Annotated in this window: 15 protein-coding genes; 6 read left to right on the top strand and 9 right to left on the bottom strand. The window is 67.5% G+C overall.

The window, feature by feature from the left end:
- Positions 1–358: 358 nt before the first annotated feature.
- The 6 genes from OG992_RS15405 to OG992_RS15380 form a co-directional block, all read right to left on the bottom strand.
- Positions 359–2,431, bottom strand: a complete 2,073-nt coding sequence (locus OG992_RS15405; RefSeq protein ID WP_266303578.1) for an AIPR family protein — start codon at positions 2,429–2,431, stop codon at positions 359–361.
- A gap of 9 nt (positions 2,432–2,440) precedes the next feature.
- Positions 2,441–3,400: a PD-(D/E)XK motif protein gene (locus OG992_RS15400; protein WP_266303577.1), complete on the bottom strand. Its 960-nt coding sequence runs from the start codon at positions 3,398–3,400 to the stop codon at positions 2,441–2,443.
- Positions 3,393–6,101: a Z1 domain-containing protein gene (locus OG992_RS15395; protein WP_266303576.1), complete on the bottom strand. Its 2,709-nt coding sequence runs from the start codon at positions 6,099–6,101 to the stop codon at positions 3,393–3,395. The genes OG992_RS15400 and OG992_RS15395 overlap by 8 nt, the downstream gene beginning before the upstream one ends.
- Positions 6,098–7,561, bottom strand: coding sequence for an ATP-binding protein (locus OG992_RS15390; RefSeq protein ID WP_266303575.1), 1,464 nt, complete (start codon positions 7,559–7,561; stop codon positions 6,098–6,100). The genes OG992_RS15395 and OG992_RS15390 overlap by 4 nt, the downstream gene beginning before the upstream one ends.
- Positions 7,562–8,373: 812 nt before the next feature.
- Positions 8,374–8,673, bottom strand: a complete 300-nt coding sequence (locus OG992_RS15385; RefSeq protein WP_266303574.1) for a hypothetical protein — start codon at positions 8,671–8,673, stop codon at positions 8,374–8,376.
- Positions 8,674–8,682: 9 nt separating this feature from the next.
- Positions 8,683–8,925: a winged helix-turn-helix domain-containing protein gene (locus OG992_RS15380; RefSeq protein ID WP_266303573.1), complete on the bottom strand. Its 243-nt coding sequence runs from the start codon at positions 8,923–8,925 to the stop codon at positions 8,683–8,685.
- A gap of 601 nt (positions 8,926–9,526) precedes the next feature.
- Between OG992_RS15380 and OG992_RS33805 the strand changes: the two genes are divergently transcribed.
- From OG992_RS33805 to OG992_RS15365, 3 genes are read left to right on the top strand one after another with little or no spacing between them, the layout of a single operon-like run.
- Positions 9,527–9,790, top strand: coding sequence for a DivIVA domain-containing protein (locus OG992_RS33805; RefSeq protein ID WP_323181951.1), 264 nt, complete (start codon positions 9,527–9,529; stop codon positions 9,788–9,790).
- Complete coding sequence (locus OG992_RS15370; protein ID WP_323181867.1) at positions 9,778–10,050, top strand: hypothetical protein; 273 nt, start codon at positions 9,778–9,780, stop codon at positions 10,048–10,050. The genes OG992_RS33805 and OG992_RS15370 overlap by 13 nt, the downstream gene beginning before the upstream one ends.
- A gap of 10 nt (positions 10,051–10,060) precedes the next feature.
- A complete protein-coding gene (locus tag OG992_RS15365) occupies positions 10,061–10,363 on the top strand; it encodes a hypothetical protein (RefSeq protein ID WP_266303570.1) in 303 nt (100 codons plus the stop codon).
- A 244-nt stretch (positions 10,364–10,607) separates the two neighbouring features.
- Here the strand turns inward: OG992_RS15365 and OG992_RS15360 are convergent, their stop codons facing one another.
- Complete coding sequence (locus OG992_RS15360; RefSeq protein ID WP_266303569.1) at positions 10,608–11,195, bottom strand: flavoprotein; 588 nt, start codon at positions 11,193–11,195, stop codon at positions 10,608–10,610.
- A 220-nt stretch (positions 11,196–11,415) separates the two neighbouring features.
- Here OG992_RS15360 and OG992_RS15355 point away from each other — a divergent pair, with 220 nt between their 5' ends.
- Positions 11,416–12,516 carry an FAD-binding oxidoreductase gene (locus OG992_RS15355; protein ID WP_266303568.1) on the top strand — a complete coding sequence of 367 codons (1,101 nt, stop codon included), beginning with the start codon at positions 11,416–11,418 and terminating at the stop codon, positions 12,514–12,516.
- On the opposite strand, the gene OG992_RS15350 is transcribed toward OG992_RS15355, so the two are convergent.
- Complete coding sequence (locus tag OG992_RS15350; protein ID WP_266303567.1) at positions 12,509–13,975, bottom strand: hypothetical protein; 1,467 nt, start codon at positions 13,973–13,975, stop codon at positions 12,509–12,511. The two genes, OG992_RS15355 and OG992_RS15350, sit on opposite strands and share 8 nt — an antisense overlap.
- A gap of 76 nt (positions 13,976–14,051) precedes the next feature.
- A complete protein-coding gene (locus OG992_RS15345; protein WP_266303566.1) occupies positions 14,052–14,936 on the bottom strand; it encodes a fibronectin type III domain-containing protein in 885 nt (294 codons plus the stop codon).
- Between the two features lie 205 nt (positions 14,937–15,141).
- Here OG992_RS15345 and OG992_RS15340 point away from each other — a divergent pair, with 205 nt between their 5' ends.
- Complete coding sequence (locus tag OG992_RS15340) at positions 15,142–16,047, top strand: hypothetical protein (protein ID WP_266303565.1); 906 nt, start codon at positions 15,142–15,144, stop codon at positions 16,045–16,047.
- A 150-nt stretch (positions 16,048–16,197) separates the two neighbouring features.
- Positions 16,198–20,232: an SdrD B-like domain-containing protein gene (locus OG992_RS15335; RefSeq protein WP_266303564.1), complete on the top strand. Its 4,035-nt coding sequence runs from the start codon at positions 16,198–16,200 to the stop codon at positions 20,230–20,232.
- The last annotated feature ends 17 nt before the right edge of the window (positions 20,233–20,249 follow it).

The following is a 20,249-nucleotide window of genomic DNA, read 5'->3' as shown; positions in this document are numbered from 1 at the left end:
CGCCCTGCGCAGGTTACCTCTGTGGCCCGACGCCGTACGTCGGCTGCCCCGGCGTTGCCACGACGGCTTGGCCGACGGGTTCGATGAGATTCGTTGGGCTAGACGGTATGAGTGGCCCGCTTGACCGGGCCGGGGCCCCGCTAGCAAGTTGGCGTGGATTGCCGGCGAGGGAAGGCCTCGCTGGTAGTGCCGACATTTGCGGGAGGCCCCGGTGTCGGGCGTACGAAGATGCTCAAAAATGAGCTCAGATCCCTGAAGCAGTTGTGGCCTGCTCGTCATGAATCATCGCACCCGACGTTGAACATATCCGTGCGAGCATGGCCGGTCGGGCCCCGAAATAAGAGTCATGCCGTGACGATCAGTGATCGAGCTCGAAGCCGTTCTCCTCTGCGGTCCTGAGTAAGCCGAGCAACACGGCGCTCTGCTTCTCGGATGGGATCCCTCTTTTTCGCCCGGTCGCGATGTCCAGGATGCCGAGGTGGGTGGGTGTCGCAAGACGCCGCGCCACGACGAACCGCCGCACCGACTCCCAAGCGGGCGCACCCATCTGGAGAACCGCGGTCTGAGCCATGATCCCGGAATCGATCTTCTGAACCGCGACCGCGTCGGCTCGGCGTTGGGCCACCCGCTCGCGGGATACCAACGTTGCCAGGAAAGCTTCTGGTACGTCCACGGACGCCTTCCGGATCGACTCCCAGCACGCTTCCCGCTTGGCCCATTCCGTCACGTTCGCGATGGGACGGCGCTCATCGGTAAGTAGGTCGAAGACCTTCTTCGCCACAACGAGACTGGTTTCCTCAACCGCAGGTGACACTGCCTGCCGCGCCCAGATGAGGTCGAAGTCGAACGACTTGCCCGGCGCGTGGGTCTCGACGATCACCGCCAACTTGGACATCGTGTATGTGACGATGTTCGCGAGGTAGCCGCTCTGGTACCAGCTCGCCTTCGCGGCCAGTGCGCGGATGCGGTGGTAGAGAAGCGCTTTCGCCACGAGGTGCTTGAAGTAGACCTCGTTGAAGCTCGCCTCCGAGGTCTCCCACTGGGCGGCCACCTGATCGGCGAAGGCTAGGAAGTTGCGTTGGGCGCCGGCGCTCACCAAATGGGGCTTCTTCGCCCAAGACACCTCGTATTTCGCCGCGTCGGTCTTGGTGATGACCTGCCCCCGAGGGAACAGGGCAGCGAACTTCTTGGCGTCAGCGACGCTCAGCTTGCGTTGCTCGTTGGCGTACTGGCCCCGGGTGCGCTCGTAGAACCACTTGGTCTGGAAGTTCACACCGGGCTGGGCCGGCGCTAGAATCCGGCGCGACAGGTCCTCCAGCCTCACATGGAAGGGGCTGTTGGAGAAGAAGTCCGCCTCACTGACCTTGTTCTGGCTATTCGCGTAACGGGAGATGCGCGGGACCATCTCGACCGCTTGTTCGGGCTGCACCACCACAAGCTTCGTCTGTACGAAGACATCCTCGAAGTGTGGGATGTCCTTGTTGTCGCGGCGGACGTAGAACAGCGTAGCGGTGGTCTGGCCGCCGTTGACGATCTGGAGGTCGCGGATAGTCTTGATCGCTCGTCCGTCGGCCGTCCACTCCAGGTCGGTAGCCGTCGCTGTGATGCCGTTGTTGTAGGCGAGGAACCGTGCCGGCTCCGACAGCAATGTCGAGCGTATTCCCTTGTTCACCTTGCCGGCCGTGCTCAGGTAGGAACGAACGTTGCCCTCCAAGAGCCGGCTTCCGTACCGCCCGTAGAGGTCCGCCAGCACGCGGGCAGGGATGGCGGTGAGGTAGGTCTTGACGTCGGAGGCCGTCTCGGAGGTCCGCAGAGCCTCGAGCCCGCTCGGGAGCCACTCTGAGAGGTCGATCTCCAGCTCCTCGCGGCCCTGACTGGACTCATGTACCTGGAGCAGCCGGCGGAGGTCCCAGATGTGGTAGTCGATCCTGATTCCGTCACGTTCTGAGCTGTTGAACGCCTTCGCGCGTCCGCTCATCTCCATGTTGGTGATGAGGTACATCCGGTATCGGGTTACATTGCGGCCACGCATGCGGAGGTCCTCGGCGAGTTGGTACTCGGGCCCGCTCTCCTCTCGTCCCTCCTGGAAGACGCCGCGGACGGCCTCGTCGAGATAGTTGGCGAGCGACTGAAACGCCCTGCGGGCGTCGGCAGTGGACAGGGTCAGCGGCTCGTCGGAGTCCGCGAAGACTGACACCGCGAGCGCGACCGACCCGTCCTGGTCAGTCAGGTCGAAACCGTTCACCGCGACCGCTCGTTTACGCTCGCCGGTGCCGACGAAGTGCAGAACGGTGAGCTGCTCGACGTCCTCGGCTTCCGCCAAGCGGTCGGACACCTCGGCCAGGAACGCCGTCGATCGATAGTCGTTCTCAACCTCAGCCCGCGTATCCACGGTGTTCATGAGGTCCTTGTAAAAGTCCGCGAGGTCCATCAATGCCCCCTACTCCGCGGTTCTGCGCCAGCGGTCGGTGATGAAGTCCTTGATCGCGCTGATCCGGATGTCGTAGGTGGCGCCCACGACTGCCTCCGGGATGCCGGAGCGCCGTATGGCCGGGAAGTCAGGCGCCACGTTGTACTCGGTGTATTCCGTGGCGACGAACCAGTGGTCGGCGTAGCGGTGGTCGGCAGAGTCGACCTGGAGCGCGTCGAGGGCCTTGTCGAAGGCGAGCGCGGCGTCCCGGGTCGCAACCAGGTCCGCGCGGGTTCCATCGACCAGCATCGGGAGGTTGACGGCGTCAGCGGTTCCTGCATCGACCTCGACCAGCGTCACCGTCACCAGGATGATCCCGTCCGCGTCGAGTTGCTCGGGTGAGGAGATCCGGATGCTCTTCCCGTCAGTCCGCCGGGACTTGACCTCGTACCTCGGGCCCAACGGGAAGACATAGTCCTGATGACTGCCGTGCGGACCCCGCCAAGCCAGCGCGACCTTGGCTACATCCGCCCGCCGCCCTAGAACGTGGACGCCGAACCACAGCTCGGCGATGAGGCCTCGCAGGGCATCTTCGCTGAGCGGGGGTCGGGGCCCACGAGCGAACATCCGCTTCCATTCGGCGACGACCTTGAGCAGCGTCGCCACGCCCTGCGCCTCGGTGGCCGCATCGGCGGTGCGGGACACCAGGTCGGTAGAGAACTGGAGGTAGGGCTCGAGGAAACGGCGATCGGTCAGTGACAGCGCCAGCGTCCACTTGCGGTCGCCAGTCCGCTGCCGCCGCTCCACCTCGATGATCCCGGACAGATCCGGGAGCGGCGGTTTGTCCTTGACGATGACGAAGATCATCGGTTCACCGCCGTCGTTGACGCCGACGATGAACCGGAGGCAGTGGGAGGAATCGACCTCGAATTTCCCGGGACCCGGCGACGCTATGATCTCCCGCCAGCGCAGGACGAAGTTGTCAGTCATCGACCTCCTCCGCGGTCTCGGACTCGTCGATCTCAATGAACCACTTCCGCTGCGCGACCGTGTTGATGACGTACTCGACGTCGCCCCGTGAGTCCTTGGGATCGCCGGCCCTACCGGGTATGGCCAGCTTCACGGCAACGATGATCTTGTCGATATCGACTCCCTGCGGAAGCTTTCCGTCGTCGTCCTGCGGCAGCAGCGGGTACAGCAGCATGGCTGGCCGGCGAAGGCGGCTGTAGAAGACTGTTTCCGGAGGATTCTTGCCTTTGCCATCGGTACCTGCGTCGGCGACGGCGGCCTTGATGTCATCGTTAGACAGGAGCACGCGGACGTCGGTTGGGCCTGCTAGTCGGCTACTCGTGCCGCTTACGCGCAGCTCCTTGTCCGCCCCTCTGTCCATCGTTCGCCGCGGAGGGTAGAACTTCGCACCGGCGAACTCCTCCGGGGCCTGCTCCCTGCCGTTGACCACTACGACGTCCCAGGTCTGGAACTCAGGTGCAGTCGCGTGCCTGGCGAATGCACTGAGCGCCGACGCGGAGAAGATGGCGTCCGACGGGTGTGCCTGGTATTGGCTGAGGAAGTCGGCGATGACGCGTTTCGGCACGCCGGTCCATCGCGGCCAGCGACCCGTCCCGTTCCGGGTGGCGGTGCTCGTGGCGATCGCGTCGCCGAGCCGCTGGAACGCCGACCAGTTATCGGAGATCACCTTCTTGTCAGGGGACAGCTTGGTGGTCTCGATGCGTTTACCGGCGAGAGAGATGGTCTTGCTTCGGGTCTCGGCGGCCTTCATCTTGTTCTTGGCGGTGATCAGCAGCGCGCCAGGGTGCTTCTTGACCGCAATACCAAAATCCTCCGGAGTGAGCTTCTGGCGAAGCATCAGCCGAAGATCGCGGCGGAGTTCCTCCACCGACTCCGCGACGTGCCGGTAGTCGGAGGCGGATGCCTTATCGATCCAAACCCGGCAGATGTCCTTGTAGCCATCGCGGTAGCCGAACCAGCGCGCCATCTGCATCAAAGTGTCGGAGGCGACGACCCGGCGGTAGAAGTAGCTCACTGTCAGGCCCTGGAGTGTCAGCCCTCGGCTGAGCACGTCACCGCCGACGGCAATCATTCGCTGCGGCCGGTCCCAGTGCTCGTCCTCCTCGCCTAGGGCGCGGTCCTTGTCCGAATTAAACAGCTGAACGCGGATGTCCGCCGCCGCGGCCGCGAGTACGTCCAGGACCTCCTCCCACGTCTCTGTAATGTCCGGGTACCGCCGATCGAAGGTTTCCTTGACGATGTCGAGGGTCCTGTTCGGGTGGCCCCTGCGGTACTGGGCTGCGTGGGCCTCGATCTCGTTACGCAGCGTGGAGACCTCGTCCTGCACCGCGTCGAATACCTGGCTCTGCACGCGCTTGAAACGGGAGACGTTCACGAGCATCGAGCGTGGCGCGCGTTGGCCTCGCAGGTCGCGGACCGCGTTGGCGACGAAGAAGGTGCGGATCGCCTCGCGGAGGGACTCGGGTACCTCCCCGATGTTCCAGTGCACCCTGTGCCCGAGGGGGGTGAACTCCTCGGCGTCGTCCAGCTCCACGAGTATCGCGTCGGAGGGCTCCTCAAGGGATCCGAAGGTGGCCTGCGAGCCCACGTAGTTGGACGGTGACTCGAGGCCGTAGATGTAGTGGCGTGGGAATAAATCGTTCTCGACCTCGTGGTCGATGAAGATGTTCGCGAACGGGGTCGCGGTAAACGCGACGTAGGAGCTTCGCGAGAACAGGTCGAGGATGCCACGAATGCCGCTGTTGATGGTCGTCGGGTTGTGGTCCTCCCGTGTGTTGACCGAGGCGTAGTCGGACTCGTCGTCGAGGAGCAGCAGGGGAAGGGGCAGCTTGCCGCCGACCTTGCGCTGCCGGCCCAGCCATTCGGTGAGCGCTTCCAGCACCGCCTTGTTCTTCTTGACCACGAAGACGTAGGGCTCGACTGAGTCGGTGCCGACCGTGATGTTGGATGCGGCGAGGCTGCTGGTCCGGAAGTCCTGGATTACCGTCGTCATGCCTTGGGCGTTCGCGAGCCGCGAGTCCAGTGCCCCGACGCCGATGTAACGGGTCTGGGCGGGGATGCCGGGCCGGGCGACACTGAGGCTGGTGTCGCGACCGATGAGGCCCTCGTCGACGCGCTCCTGGGTCTGCTGGCGCAGCGATTCCGTGTTCCCCGCCAAGACGATGATCAGTCGGTAGCCGGCATCGACCGCCTTGTTGAAGAGCGCGAGGTACGTAGAGGTCTTACCGGACTGAACCTCACCGATGACGAGGCCCCGACGGGCCCACGGGCCTGCGGCAGTGGGGTCGCCGGCGAAGTCAAGGATCTCGTCGGTGAGGTCGTCCATCTTGTCGATAACTCGGGGCGGCCGTCCGTCGTTCAACATCCACTGCTTGAAGTTGAGCCATCGCGACCAGTCCATCTGCCGCTTTTTGTCGTGGAGCCATGGTTTGAAGTCCTCGCCGACGATGGCGACGCCCTGCTCGACGTCGATGCTGAGCCGCTCCGTCAGGCGTCGGACCAGTGCGGCGACATCCTCGTCGGTGGCGTCGGGCGCGGCCGCTCGGCGGTACCGCTCCACCATCTCGGTGAGGTGTGCCTCCGAGTGGGTTTTGCCAGCGAGTAATGCGCCGACGACCTTCTCCAAGGCCGCAATCTGCTCCTGCCGGTTTCCGTTGATCAAGATGCGGCCCTTCTCAACAGTGCTTCGGGGTTCTTCGAGAGTGTGAACGGTTCGACATACCGCAATCGGGCGACGAAGTCGTCCGCAGACTCACCGGTTTGGCTGAACACGGACCACAGGGTGGCCGCGTAGTCGAGGAGCTCCCCCTCGTCCGAATGCTGGGGCGCGTGGACGTTGTCACCTCCCAGGCGGTTGTAGGCGTCCTCGACGGGAAAGGACGACTCGATGTTCCTCAACAGCTCACTCAGCAGCCGACGTGCGCCGTTGTCCAGTTGCTCGTCGAGAGCGGCGAGCAGCGGGTGCTCGCGGTTGAGCTCATATCGGAACGAGCCGCGTTCGTCGATGAGGTTCCACGTCCTGACGACCTTGTCCGAAGCCGCCGCGGGCCGGCCCCGGTACAGCTGAGCGCGCTGGCTCGGGTGGACGATTCGGTCCACCAGGCGCTTGAGCTGGTCTCTGATCTCCGTCGGCGGGACGGCCGCGGACTTCTTGATGTCAAGAGACCACAGGTGGTCGAGGGTGTTCGGGATGTCGACGCGGACGCGCGCCAGCTTGCCGAGGTCGTCCTTCGGCACTAGGCGGAACCACGTTCCCCAGATGACTAGGCGCCTGGCCCGGTAGATGTAAAAGCCCTGGCTGTCGCGCAGCCGGCCGGCGATCTGCGCGGTCTCCTTCTCGGCCTGCGTAAGCTTCGAGATGTGGGGCAGGGTGAACGGCTGCACGTCGATCCGCGCGCCGGCGACGGCAAAGTACTCGGCCGGCCCCCTCTGGGTGGCCCGGTGGGCCGTGAGGAAAGGGTCGACCACCCTCAGCCGGACGCCGTTCAGCTCCATCGTGACCTTGGGCTTGCCGTCCTCACCCGAGAGGAAGCGATGGAAGACGAGTGAGAGGTGCGCCCGGGCGGAAAGCATCTGCTCGTTGAATGCCTTGGCGAAGATTGTCTGGCTGGCTGAGGGGAGACGGTCGAGGTGCCGCCAAACGACCAAGGTCCCGCTCGGGTTCGCTTTGATCTCGCCGTAGCGGGGGAGGTTCGAGGCCTCCGCCTCAGAGAGGGTGAGCAGTGCCCAGCGCCTCGAGCGGCTGAGGTAGTCGAGGTCCCAGCGCAGTGCCGTCACCACACCTTCCCGTTTGGTGACCACCGTGAGCTCGCGGCATTGAGAGAGTGACGCGGTCTTAAGTCCCAAACCGAAGCGACCAAGGTCGTCGGGTCGCCTGCTCCTAGCGGCGCTCGTGCCCGCCAGACACATCGCGGCGCGAGCCTCGTCGGCGTTCATGCCGGTTCCGTCGTCGACGATGGCGAGGTAGGGCTCGGCCTCCGCGCTGAAGAAAATCTCGACACGGTTCGCCTGCGCGGTGATCGAGTTGTCGATCAGGTCGGCGACTGCCGCCTCAAGGGAGTAGCCGACGGCTCTAAGCGACTCCATCAGCTGAGGCTCCGGAGGGAGTTCCTCCTCGTTCACACTTCCTCCCCCGGTGGTGCACTGATACCCAGCCGCCGAGCGATGGTCGTCGACGACAGCGGAATAGCTGGGCCAACCGTGACGGCGGATGGAATTTCCAGCCCAGCAAGCATCGACCTCACCTCCCCACAAGGCGTCCTCGGACAGTACAGGCAGGAGTCCTGCCAACGGGACCCCCGCATTTCATCCGATTGGCCGTCGCAGGATGACCTGTCTTCGCTGTCAATAGTCCCAGGCGGTGATATTGCCCCGAAGCATTTACTGCCCAGCTAGAGACACGATCGCGCGGGTGAGGGCCCCCGCATGGCGTCTGCCAAGAGCGCCCCGACCGTCGGCGCACCATGGCGGGAGCTGGACGACGTCTGCGTGCTCGGCTGCCAGGGGTACGCCAGCCTCCGCGAGCTGCAATGAGGCTGCGAGTCGATGAGGGCTTGCAATTCCCTCGTAGCGTGGAGGCCAGAGCTTGAGGGATAGAGGTTCTCGGCTGAGACGAGACGCTGTCGGCAACCTCGCAATGGTGCCGGCATGCATAGCGAAGGTTGAGAGGCACGTCGGCTGAGTTTTCTCGGCGTACTTGACCCCGCTGGCTTGTCCTGGGATCTAACCCTCACAGTCGACACAGTTGTTCTGCCGAATGGAGGCGCCGTTCAATCCCTGGCTACCACCGATGCGGCACCCGCCCGCTTGACCGCCGAGCGGGATGGCTCGTTGCTCCTCGACTTTTAGCATGCACGCGGATGCCGGCGGGAACTGGCGCCGGGATCGCCCGATCTGGGTTTCGTCGCGGACCTGCTAGCGGCTTGACCCGCGGCTCATTCGAGCCGCCACGACCCTTGGCGGTGTCGATCACCGACCTGTCCGGCAGCAACATCGCCTTCCAACGCACGCGTCGGGCCATATGCACGTTGCGTCAACTGCTTGTAGTCGGCAAGTTGGTTGCGGGCGAGAATCTCCACTGCCATGGCGGCCGTCTCCTGCTCGACGCCCGGTCGGGCGGCGGTGGCCCGGCCGGGATCCCTAACTGGGTCGCCGGGGTGCTTCACGAGGTGCTCCCGCGCCTTCGATCGGGCAGCGGCCGTTCGAGGCGGATGATCGGCCACGGTCTCGAACACGCCTCTCGCTCAGTCTCCTGACTGTCTGCCGGCGCGGTCGGCGACGAAGACGCCACGGCCAGGGGCGCCGATGACGGTCCCGCGGTCTCGTAGCAGCGCGACCGCCCGCGCCGCCGTAGAGAACGAGACGGAGTAGAGGTCGGCGAGCTGCGAGTACGAGGGCAGCTTCGCCCCTGGCTCGTACTCGCCGGCCTTGATCCTGGAGGCGATGTCGGCGGCGATGTCGGTATAGCTGAGCGGGATCGGGGACACGTAGATCCTTTCGGGCTGGCACCTGACTCCGATCCTCTCACCTCGTCCTCATAGTTGACCTATAGCGCCTAGTGACATAGGTTGCCTTTGAGTCGATCGGGTTGGCACCAGAACGGCTCGTCCGGGCACCGATGCCCGATCAGTGCCGGGGTGGCGCGGCGTCGCCGCCCCGGCACGCGAAGCAAGCACGCCGTGTCCATCGGCGCGCTTGCAGGAGTAAGAACGGTTGCGGCGCCGATCGCAGCGCATCAGCAGGCCCGGGGTGGGTGCTGGGCTCCGATCGGTACGGACGCGCGGTCGTACCGTCCGACCCCGCCCGCCTCGGTGCCGCAACCACCGATCGAGGAGGGCCATGGACTCGATCGACGAGATCCTCGGCGAACTGCCCCTACCGCTGTACGTCACCGCCGAAGACATCACCTTCGCCGTTAAGGCGATCACCGTGCACGCCGCCGAGCAATGGTCCGACGGTCAGCGGTGTCGCAACGACCGCGCACCCCACCCCTGCCGGCTGCACCGTTGGGGCCGCCGAATCCTCAACCCACGCGGCCTCACCGGACCGCAGATCCGCGCTGATCGCCGAGCAGGAGGCGCCGCAGCGATGATCTACGTGACCGGGGGGCGTCTGCACCCGCACCACGCCCGCATCGCCTCCTTCGACACGCGCTGGCGCGGCCTCGACCCCGCCCAGGTGCACGACTACCTCAACCGGGTGGCCGACGAACTCGAACGTCTCCACCGCGAGCTGACCACGGCAAACACCGAGGCCGAACGCATCCGCCAGGCGCTGCGGCACTGGCAGTCCAGGCACACCGGCTGCCGCCACACAGATCCAGGTCCACCGAACAGCCGGTGGCAGCGATGACCGCACCCCGCTGGATCATCCACCTTCCCACCACCCTGACCAGCCTCGACGAGGCCACCACCCTCGCCGTGGCCCTACGCGACTCGCTCGGTCACGTCACAGCCATCGACTTCGGCGAGACCACCCTGAGCGAGGAGGATCAGCAGTTCCTGCGTACCCGAATCTGGTGCGACGCCAAGCTCGATGGAGCCGACCGCTGCCGGCGCCGCGACGACCACGACGGCCCGTGCGGGGCCATGGATGAGGGCCCACACCGGTAGCGTCCGGGGGATGCCCGACACCGCGCACGACGACCTGTTAGCAGGCTTCACGGTTCCCCAGCCGTACACCATGGAGGCCGTCGCCGGCGCTCCCCGCGCCCCCGGCGTGCACGTGGTCCTCGACGGCGGCGTGGTCATCTACGTCGGCCGGACCAGGCGGGGTCTGCGGGATCGCCTCCGGCAGCACCTGACCGGCAACCGCGACTCGTCGGTGCTGCACGACCAGGTCGGACTGCTCCTCGACACCCCGGACAACGCGGCGTCGGCCGCCGACATCGCCGACTGGCTGGGTCGGCGCAAGATCCGCTGGTAGGAGACCGATAGCCCGGAGGGTACGAAGGATGCCCTGGTCGTCGCCCTCAAGCCGCGCTTCAATCGGCAGCTGCCAAAGCCACGCGACGCGAACGGCGGCGAGTAACCGCGGCGAGTGGGTGACTGCCCCAAACCGGAACAGCTCTTGCCTCCGACCTTCAGCGCAGATCGATCTCCATAGGGCTGAACCGCCCGTCGAGAATGTCGAGGCGTGCCTATGTTCTCGGCGTCGGGCGAGGCTGCGGTTAGGGGCCAGTCGCGTGGGGCGAGTTCGAGAGGCGCGCGTGGGATTCATCGTTGGTGACATCGTTGCCGTTCAAGCCGACCGCCGCCCGGAGCGCCTCGACAACGACGCTCCAACGCCCCGGCCCGTTCACCGACTCCAGCGGCTTACCGTCCGCCACGACCACGCCGGCAGCGCGCAGCACCGCCAGGTGACCCGCGTACGCCGGATGAGCGGCCAACTCAGCCTTGGTGTGCGGAAACGCGATGATCGGCAGCCCCGCGCCCAGCGACTCGTTGAGGACGCCGAGCGCCAGGGTGTCGTTGATGCCCAGCGCCCACTTCGTCACCGTGTTGAACGTGACCGGGGCGGCCACCACCACATCAGCTGGCGGGTGCGGCTCCGGGTCGCCGGGCATCCGCCACTCGACGCGTACGAGATAGCCGGTCTTGTCTTGCAACGCCGCCCGGTCGAGCCACGGCGCGGCGGTCGGGCTGACGATCATGCACACCTGCCACCCGTCGGCGATCAGGAGGTCGACCAGCTCGTCGATGTGTTCCGCCGGACCCGCGGCGCAGACGACCAGATGCAGCACCGGACGTTCCGTCATGCCCGCAGTCTGCCCGATTCGACTGTCGCGACGTCGGCCGCATACCGATCACGTATGCCGTCAACGATCACCGTGACATGCCGTTGTGCCTGGTCAGACGCGACAGTCGACGCATGGCCCGGGGCGGGTGCCTTGTCCCGGAGTTGCGCCGGCCCTCAACGGCGCAGTTCCTCCCCGCCCGCCCCGGTGCCAGCCCATGAATCAACGACTTGGAGCCCGCATGCCCGAGGTGAAAGACGACCACCCGGCCAGCGGGAGCCTGGCCGCCGCCTGGGAGTCGGTCGACGCGCGGGCCGCCGGCGACTTCTGGTGCACCCTCGAAGACCGCCGATCCGGGCTGCTCCCACAGCGTGACGCGCCGCTGTTCTTCACCGCGTTGGGCCGCCTCCTGGTCGGCGGCGACGACCCGGCGAACCGGGCGGCGCTGCTCCGGGTGCTCGGCCACGCGTACCGTCACTTCGACCTGCTCCCGCACGCCACCACCATCGGCGACGCGCTGGTCGCGACCGTTGCCCGCCACGCGCGCGCCCTGTGGACGCCGCAGCTCACCATCGCCGCCGAGCGCGCCCTGTGCCCCGCCACGCGCGCCATCCGCCGCGCCGCCGCGCAGGCCGGGGACGGCCGGGCCTGGTGGCACGTCGAGGTGATCGGCCATGACCGGCCGTCGCCCGACATCACCATCCTGACGGTACGTCCATGGCGGCGCCTGCCCTTCCAACCAGGTCAGGCCGTGCCGGTCTGCACGCCGCGCCTGCCCGGGCACTGGCGCTGGCTCTCACCGGCCAACGCCCCACGCGCGGACGGCACCGTCGAGCTGCACGTCCGCGCCGTACCCGCCGGCACCGTCTCCCACCATCTGGTCCATGAGGTACGCCCCGGCGGGCTGCTCTGGCTCGGCCCACCCGTCGACACCGGGCTGAGCCTCGACCCGGCGAGCACAAACGATCTGCTGCTCGTCGCCGGTGGTACCGGCCTGGCGCCGCTGCGCGCACTGGTCGAGCAGGTCGCCGCCGCATCGGACGGTCGGCGGGTGACGCTGATCGTCGGCGCACGCACCTTCACCGACCTGTACGACGCGATCGCCCTCGACAAGCTGCAATGCGCCCACGACTGGCTGACCATCGTGCCGGCGCTCTCCGACGACCCCTGCGCGGAGCCGGCCGAGCAGGGCGACGCCCTGACCATCGCCCTCGGACACCACCGGCCCGGTCAGGACATCTACCTCTGCGGCCCATCCGCGATGCTGGCCGACGCGCGGCCACGGCTGTGCGCACTCGGCATCCCCGCCGCACGCATCCACCTGCCCAAAGGCCTCAACTGAGCTGCTTGACGGCCTGGCGGAAACGCCGCGGCGGCAGGATGGCCCGGAGCTTGTCGGCAGCGTCAGCGAAGTCCGAGATCGTGGTGACGCAGCCGTGGCCGAGGTGGGCGAGCCGGATGACACCAGACCGCTCGACCACGAGTGCCTGGGACAGCGGGACGGTGTGCACGTTCCCGTCGTCATCCACTGTGGAAATCGCGTCGATGCCGATGACCAGCTTGCCCTTGTTGCGGAGCCGCTTGGAGAACGGCGGCCTGACGACCTCACCTGCGGGCACGAAGCGGGTGGTCGGGCAGGAATCCTCGGTGGCGCGAGGAAGGTCGGGTTTCGACCCGTACGGCACGACGATCATGGCGCTTGAGAGCCAGCCCGACACCATGTCCCGTGTCGCGTCCGGAGTAAGCCCAGTCAGCTCGCTGAGTGATTCCGAGCCGTAGATCTCAGCCGTGCCGAGCAGCTCCTGGTGGGCAAAGGATTGCAGCTCGTTGATCGACTGCATCCATTCGTTGTCGCCCTCAATGGCCATGCGCTGCGTTGGCACCCGGTCGGCGATCTCCACTCGATCGATTCCATCGGCGGCAAGCCGTTGCAGCTCGGCCCAGAGCAGCTCCGCCGCCACGGTGGCGTCGAAATTCTTGCCCTTCCTGCCGAAGTCTGGTGTGACCCTCAACCCGAGCTCGTGCCGCGTACCGTCGACGACCTCGCACATGAATTCCGCACCGGTGGCGACCCCGGCCTCGTCTACTGCCTCAGCGACTCGCGACCGCAGTGCCCACATCAGATCGACAGCTTCCGCGCTGGGTTCGACACCGACCGTCAGCGCGACGCCGCGGACCTCGTCGGCGTACCAGATCGGCCCCATGTGGTTGTTGACGAGTGGCGTGCTGCGGGTGACTCGCGGCCCGGCGGGCAATGGCAGTCGCATCGCCTGAGGCGGTTCGCCCGTCAGGGTGAGTACCGCGTTGCCGCTGGTGAAGAACCTTTCGACATGCCGTCGGATCTCGTCCGCCGTGAAGAGCTTGTAGTCCACTGCGGGCCAGCGCGACAGGCCGTATCCGCTCGGCCCGAAACGCCGCGACAGCAGCGCTCCCCACGGGTCGCGCAGACCATCTTCGATGTTCGAGACGTACCGGCTGTCCGCATTGAGGTCCGCGACCGCGTCTGACAGATCCTCGGGCGGAAGATTGCTGATGGCCGAGCAGATGGTGGCGAGATGCTCCGCTACCTGATCCGGTGGGCCGCCTGCGAGGAATGACGTGTCGTTCATCCACACGTTGTCCTCGTGCTTCTCCGCGACGTGATCCTCCGTCCAGTCCACCAGGTGCTGCACGAGATGGGTCAGGCCGATGGAGTCGATCTCTTCGTCGCGGGCACCGCACCCAAACGTCAGCGACGCGGCCAAGGTGCCAGGCACATCGCGGTGGATGACAGTAACTCCGTCTATCTCCTCGCGTCGCATGAGCGGATCGTAAGGTGACCGGTCAAGGCACGGGCTGAGGCGTTCGACAGTCAGAGGACGCGGTGCCGTTGGTGCGTCAACTGATGGTGTCGCCGTACTCGCGTACCCCGTCGACGTCCAGCGTGATCCGGTCGTTCTCGGTCCACTGGCCGGTGGCGGCGAGCCAGCTCGGGTCATCGCGTTCGTCGATACTGCTCCAGCTGTGCCGATGGTGCCGCAGTTGGATCGGCCCGGTCGACTTTCCCGGCGCGAGCGTGCCGTCGGTGAAGGTCAGCTCCACCCAGCCGGGGACCGGCGTTCCCGGGATCGGGTAACCCGGCGGCGCTGGCGTCGTCATCCCGCTGGGCGGCCCGCCCGGCGGGATGAAGAACTGCACGGTCTGCCGGATCCGATCGCAGCCCAGTGCTGCCCAGTCGCAGTTCGGCACCAGCGAGGTGTTGGCGCCCTCGAAGCGCAGGTGGTAGCGCACCCGCACCGTGCTCAGGTCGAGCGGCCCGGTGCCGGTGTTTGTCACCTTCAGGAGGTGCTGGATCTGGTTGTTGGTGGGCGACCAGTCCAGGTTGAGGTAGCTGACCGTCGCCTGACCGGACGCGGTGCGCACTGTGGTGGTGGGCGAGGTGTCGGAGTAGCCGCCGAGCGCACGGGCGGCAACCGCGATCCGGTACGTCGTGCCGGGTGCGAGATCAGTCAGCGTGATCGTGGTGTCGGTCGTGGAGCCGAGGAAGCGGTACGTGTTCGGGCCCAGCGGCACCTGCACCTCGTAGTTGATCGGCTGCTCGGCGCCGGGCTCGACCCAGGCGGAAGGCGTCCAGCTGAGGGTGAGCTGATGTGGTTCGTTTGCCACCACAGTGGGGGTGCCCGGGGTGCTGATCGCCGGCCCGTCGGCGCGGGCGGCGTTGACGGCGAGCAGGCTCGCCAGCGCGGCGAGGGCGATGGTGGCGGCGACACGGCGAGCAGGCATGACCGAATGGTATGCACAAGCATCGATGCCTGCGCATCGTCCGTCAGTCCAGAGACGTCGAACGCAGGTCCAGTCCGTTACGCGACGTAGTCGGCTTGGAGATAATGCCTGGTCACGCTGCTACCTAGCGTGAACCCGTCATCACGAACGGCCTCGACGTCGGCGTCGCACCTGCCGCCCCGTCGGCCTCAGACGGGAGAAACACATGCATGCTCAGAACAAGGGCCGGCGTTACGGCGCCCGCGCCTCCGTACTCGTGCTCGGTCTTGTCGCCACCGGAGCGGTGCTCGTCCCGGCGAGCCCGGCGTCCGCCGCGGTCCCCGGTCTGGTGCGGGTCGCCGCGACCAGCGTCAACAACTCGACCGACTACCACAGCGTCACGGCGACCTGTCCGGTCGGGAAGGTGCTCACCGGCACCGGCTACGAACTCAACGGCGTCACCGGCGAGGGCATCGTCGACGACCTGCGCCCCAACGGTGGCGTCGCCACGGCACCGACAGCTGTCACCGTCGGCGCCTACGAGACCGAGGCGTTCGCGGGCAACTGGTCGGTGACGGCGTACGCGATCTGCGCCAACCCGCTGCCCGGCCTGGTCCGGGTGGCCACCACCAGCGTCAGCAACTCGACCGACTACCGCAGCGTCACGGCGACGTGCCCGGTCGGGAAGGTCCTGACCGGCACGGGCTACGAGCTGAACGGCGTCACCGGTGAAGGTGTCGTCGACGACTTCCGGCCCAACGGTGGCGTCGCCACGGCACCGACAGCTGTCACCGTCGGCGCGTACGAGTCGGACGCCACGGCCCTGAACTGGTCCGCCACCGCGTACGCGATCTGCGCCAACCCCCTCGCGGGCCTGGTGCGCACCTCGGCCGTGGGGGCCAGCAACTCCCTCGACTTCCGCAGCGTCACCGCGACCTGCCCGGTCGGGAAGGTGCTGACCGGTGCCGGCTACGAGCTGAACGGGGTGACCGGCGAGGGCATCGTGGACGACTTCCGCCCCAACGGTGGCCCCGCGACCGCGCCGACCTCCGCCGCGTCCGGCGCGTACGAGGAGGACGCGTTCGCCGGGAACTGGTCCGACACGGCGTACGCCATCTGCGCCCTGCCGTAACGACGTTCCTCCGGTGTGGTCGCCCTGGCAGCATCGGGGCGGCCATGCCGTTTGTCCGTTATAGAGCCGAATGTCGCATCCGGATGGTTTAGTGGGGGCGGTAATCCGCAGACCAACAATGGTCGCTCGAACAATGGGCTGCTCACTTTCATGTCTCCGATTCGCAGGTCCCGGTCGTGGTGGTTCGGCTTCGCGGCCTCGGTGCTGGTCGCCTGCCTGGTCACCACCACAGTTGTCGCGCCCGCGCCGGCCCAAGCCGCCGTCAACCAGGTCGCGCTCACCGTCATCTCCGACGGCGCCGCGCCCTTCGACAGCCTGGACAGCGGTGCGAACAACGGGCGGGTACGCACCAAGGACGTGCTGACCTACGGCTGGGGGTACTCGTCCGATGGTGCCGGCGCGGGGTCGGTCACCTTCGTGCAGACGCTGACCGCCCCGTCGCTGGTCCGCTTCGACACGTCGAACCTGGCCCAGTGCACCGGCCCGGGCGGCGGCAACCTCAGCACCGACGGGCAGACGCTGACCTGCGCCGTCGCCGTGGACGCGACGGGCGCGGGCACCGTCCCGATCAGCGTCACCATCGGCGGCAGCGTGCCGAACGGGACGACCATCGGGGCTTCGCTCACCGCCAACGGCGGCGCCCTCAACGGCGGCACCCGGAGCACCACAGTGGTCGCTCTTCCCCAGCTCAACCTGCAGGCCAACCTCTTCGGCACCCCGACGCCCGCGTCGGTCGGCGGGGCCAGCGGCAGCGGGTACGCGTTCAGCTTCGTGGTGACAGTGCCGACCACCGCCAAGGGCACCGAGTTGGTGACCGCGCCACTGACGTTCACCGCCGACCTGAGCACGATCTCCGCCAACGCGGTCCTCGTCGCCGACTCCTGCGCCCCGGTCAGCAACGGCGGATACGGCGTGCCGTACGGCCGGATCGGGATCGTCGCCAACGCCACCGCGTCGAACTCGGTGGTCAACTCCGGCACCGTCGGGTGCACCCAGACCGGACGCACCGTGTCGATCACGATCACCGGCGCCGACCTCGCCGGGCGGACCAGCCCGACCTTCGGTGCCCAGGGCAACACCCTGCCGAGCACGCTCAGCTACCTGGCCTCCGGCACCTTCACCGTCTTCGTGCCCAGCGGCGACAGCACCTCGACGATCCAGTCCACCATCCAGTACCGGGGCTTCGACCCGACAAGCGTCACCGGGCAGTCCAACTTCGGCGCCGGGTACGAACCGGGCGGTGAGCCCGCCGCCGCCACCTGCACCTACGTCGCGGCCAACGCCACCCGAGCGAACGACAACTGCTTCTCGACGACCTTCGGACCCCGATCGGCCGGATACAACGGGTACTTCTGGACCACCGACACCCCCGCTGGGCTTCCCGCCGGCAACGCGACGAACGGGACCGCTGGCGACGGGATCGCCTCACCCGGGCAGACCTACTACGACCGGCTCCAGCTCTACTCCACCAGCGGACCGGCCCTTGTCGGCGCCGCGATCTGCGACAAGTGGAACCCCGCCGAAACCCGCATCGTCGGGGCCGGGCGGGCGTACCGCAACAACACTGTCGTCGCCGCCAGCGAATACCTCGTCGAGTACGGCGTGCTGAACCTGCCCGACGACAACGCCCGGCGGACCACCTCCTGCGCCACCGGAAGCTGGTACGGCTCGATCGAAGCCGCCGGCGGCGCCGCAGTGGTCAACGCCGTCCGCTTCACAGCCACCTGGACCATCGGCAACGGCGAGGTGAGTTACTTCCACCCGCAGTTCCAGGTCCAGCCCAACCCGACCGGCACGATCATCGCCAACTTCGACAGCGGACGCCTCGGCGGTGCCGAAACCTGGGGACCCTCCTACTACAACCGGGTGACCAACAACCCCTCGTACACCGGGAACCGGCTGACCCTGACCGACGGTGTGCTGCGGGTGACCCAGTCGAACGGACTGCCGGTCGGCCAACAGTTCCTGGCCGCCGGCAGCACAGTCACCTACACCCTGACGCCCACCGTCACCCGGGCGACGTCGGCCACCTCTCCGGTCGGCGGGGTGACCATCACCGACACCCTTCCCGCCTGCATGAGCTACGTCGCCGGCAGCGCCCGCTACGTCTCCGGCGCCGCCACGCTGGCCGTGGAGCTGACCGCCGCGCAGCACGGCGCGGACGGCATCCCGTGCACCGGCGACAGCGGCGAGACCGGGCCGAGGCTCCTGCTCAAACTCGGTGCGACCACCCCCGGCGTCACGATCCCGGCGATCACGTTCCAGGCCGTCGCGCTGCGCATCGCCTCGGACAACACCGCAGCGACCAACCTCGCGGTGATCAGCTCGGACGCGGCCGTCGCCATCGACCTCGCCCGCCGCACCACCAGCAACACCATCGCGGTACGCAACCAGACCCAGTTCGCCCTCTCGGAGTCGACCTCCACCCCGCAGGTCACCGCCGGCGATCCGATCAACTTCACGCTGGCGTACCGAAACATCAGTGGGCTGACAGTGCCCTCGCTGGTGCTGTTGACCGAGCTGCCGTACAACGGGGACGGCCGCTCCGCGTTCACCGGAACCCTCGCCTACACGGGCAGCGCCGCGCCGGCCGGCGTGCAGGTCCAGTGCACCAACCGGGCGCACGGCACCATCACCCCCAACCCCGGCGACTACACCCCGACCTGCGGGCCGGACACCACAGCGCTGCGCATCGTGGTCAGCAACCTGGCGAACGCGGCCGTCGACTCGGTGCGGATCACCCTCACCCCGAGCGGTAACGCGAGCGGGGACCGGTACGTGAACACCAGCACCGGCAGTTACACCCCCAGTGGCACGACGACGCCGGTGGCGTTGCCGACCACCGAGATCACCCAGGTCACAGTGGTCTCCTCCGGCATCAGCGGTCGGACCTGGAACGACGTGAGCGCGGACGGCATCCGCCAGGCTGGTGAACCGGCCGTGTCGGGCTTCCCGGTCACCCTGTCGGGCACCAACGACCAAGGCGCGTCGGTCACCCGCTCGACGACCACAGCGACCGACGGCACGTACGCCTTCACCGGGCTGCGGGCCGGCAGCTACACGGTGACCTTCTCCCCGGCCGCGCTGCGGGCCGACCAACGCTTCTCGCAGCGGTCGCAGGGCACCAACAGCGCCGTCGACTCCGACGGCGACCCGAGCACCGGCAGCACTGCACCGCTGACCCTCGGCACCGGGGCCAACCTGAACGACATCGACCAGGGCATCCGGCTGCTGCCGCCCGCGATCAGCATCACGGCGGCCAACGCCGGATCGGGTTCGGCCACACTGAGCTGGACCGCTCCCGACTACGTCGGCAGCCCGATCGTGTCCTACACGGTCACCCCGTACGTCAACGGTCAGGCGCAGAGCGCGCGCACCTTCGACGGCACCGCCACCACCCGAACGGTGACCGGGCTCACCCCGGGCACCACCTACACCTTCACGGTGGCGGCGACGAACGTCGTCGGTACCGGCCCGGCCTCGGCGGCCTCCGCGCCGGTCCGGGTGAACGCCCCACCGAGCCTGTCGTTCCCGGCCCCGCCAAGAGGGCAGGAGACCATCGCGTACAGCGTGCAGTTGGTAGTGACCGGCGGCACCGCGCCCTACGCCTGGACGGTGAGCGCCGGGACGCTCCCGCCGGGGTTGACCCTCGGCCCGACCACCGGGCTGCTGGCCGGCACCCCGACCACCCCGGGCAGCTACCCGTTCACGGTGCGGGTCACCGACGCCAGCGGGCTCTCCGCCACCCAGGCCGTCACCGTGCAGATCGAGGCCCTCGTCGGGCTCACCATCAGCGTGCCCGAACAGTCGGCGCTCGGGACGATCTCAGCGGGAGACGGTGACTTCTCCGGCCAGCTCGGCACCGTCACCGTGACCGACGACCGCGGACCGGCGGCCGGGTCGTGGCAGGCGACGGTGACCGTCACCGACTTCACCACCGATGCCGACACCGCGATCATCGGTCGGGGCCTGGTCAGTTACTCGTCCGGGCCGGCCACCGCCAGCAGCGGCAACGGCGTCTTCATCCCGCAGCCGGGGATCGGCCTGCCCGCGTCGCAGGTCGCCGCGGGCTGGTCCGGCACCGGCCCGAACGTGGTGTCGTGGAATCCGTCACTGCGGGTGGCCCTGCCGGTCGAGCGGGTCGCCGGCACCTACACGGCGGTGGTGACCCACTCGGTCGGGTAGGACGGTGGACCCAGTGC

The organism is Micromonospora sp. NBC_00362, from assembly GCF_026342155.1.
GTDB lineage: Bacteria > Actinomycetota > Actinomycetes > Mycobacteriales > Micromonosporaceae > Micromonospora > Micromonospora hortensis.
Note: the sequence above shows the minus strand (reverse complement) of the source record. Positions and strands in the feature narration are given on the sequence as shown.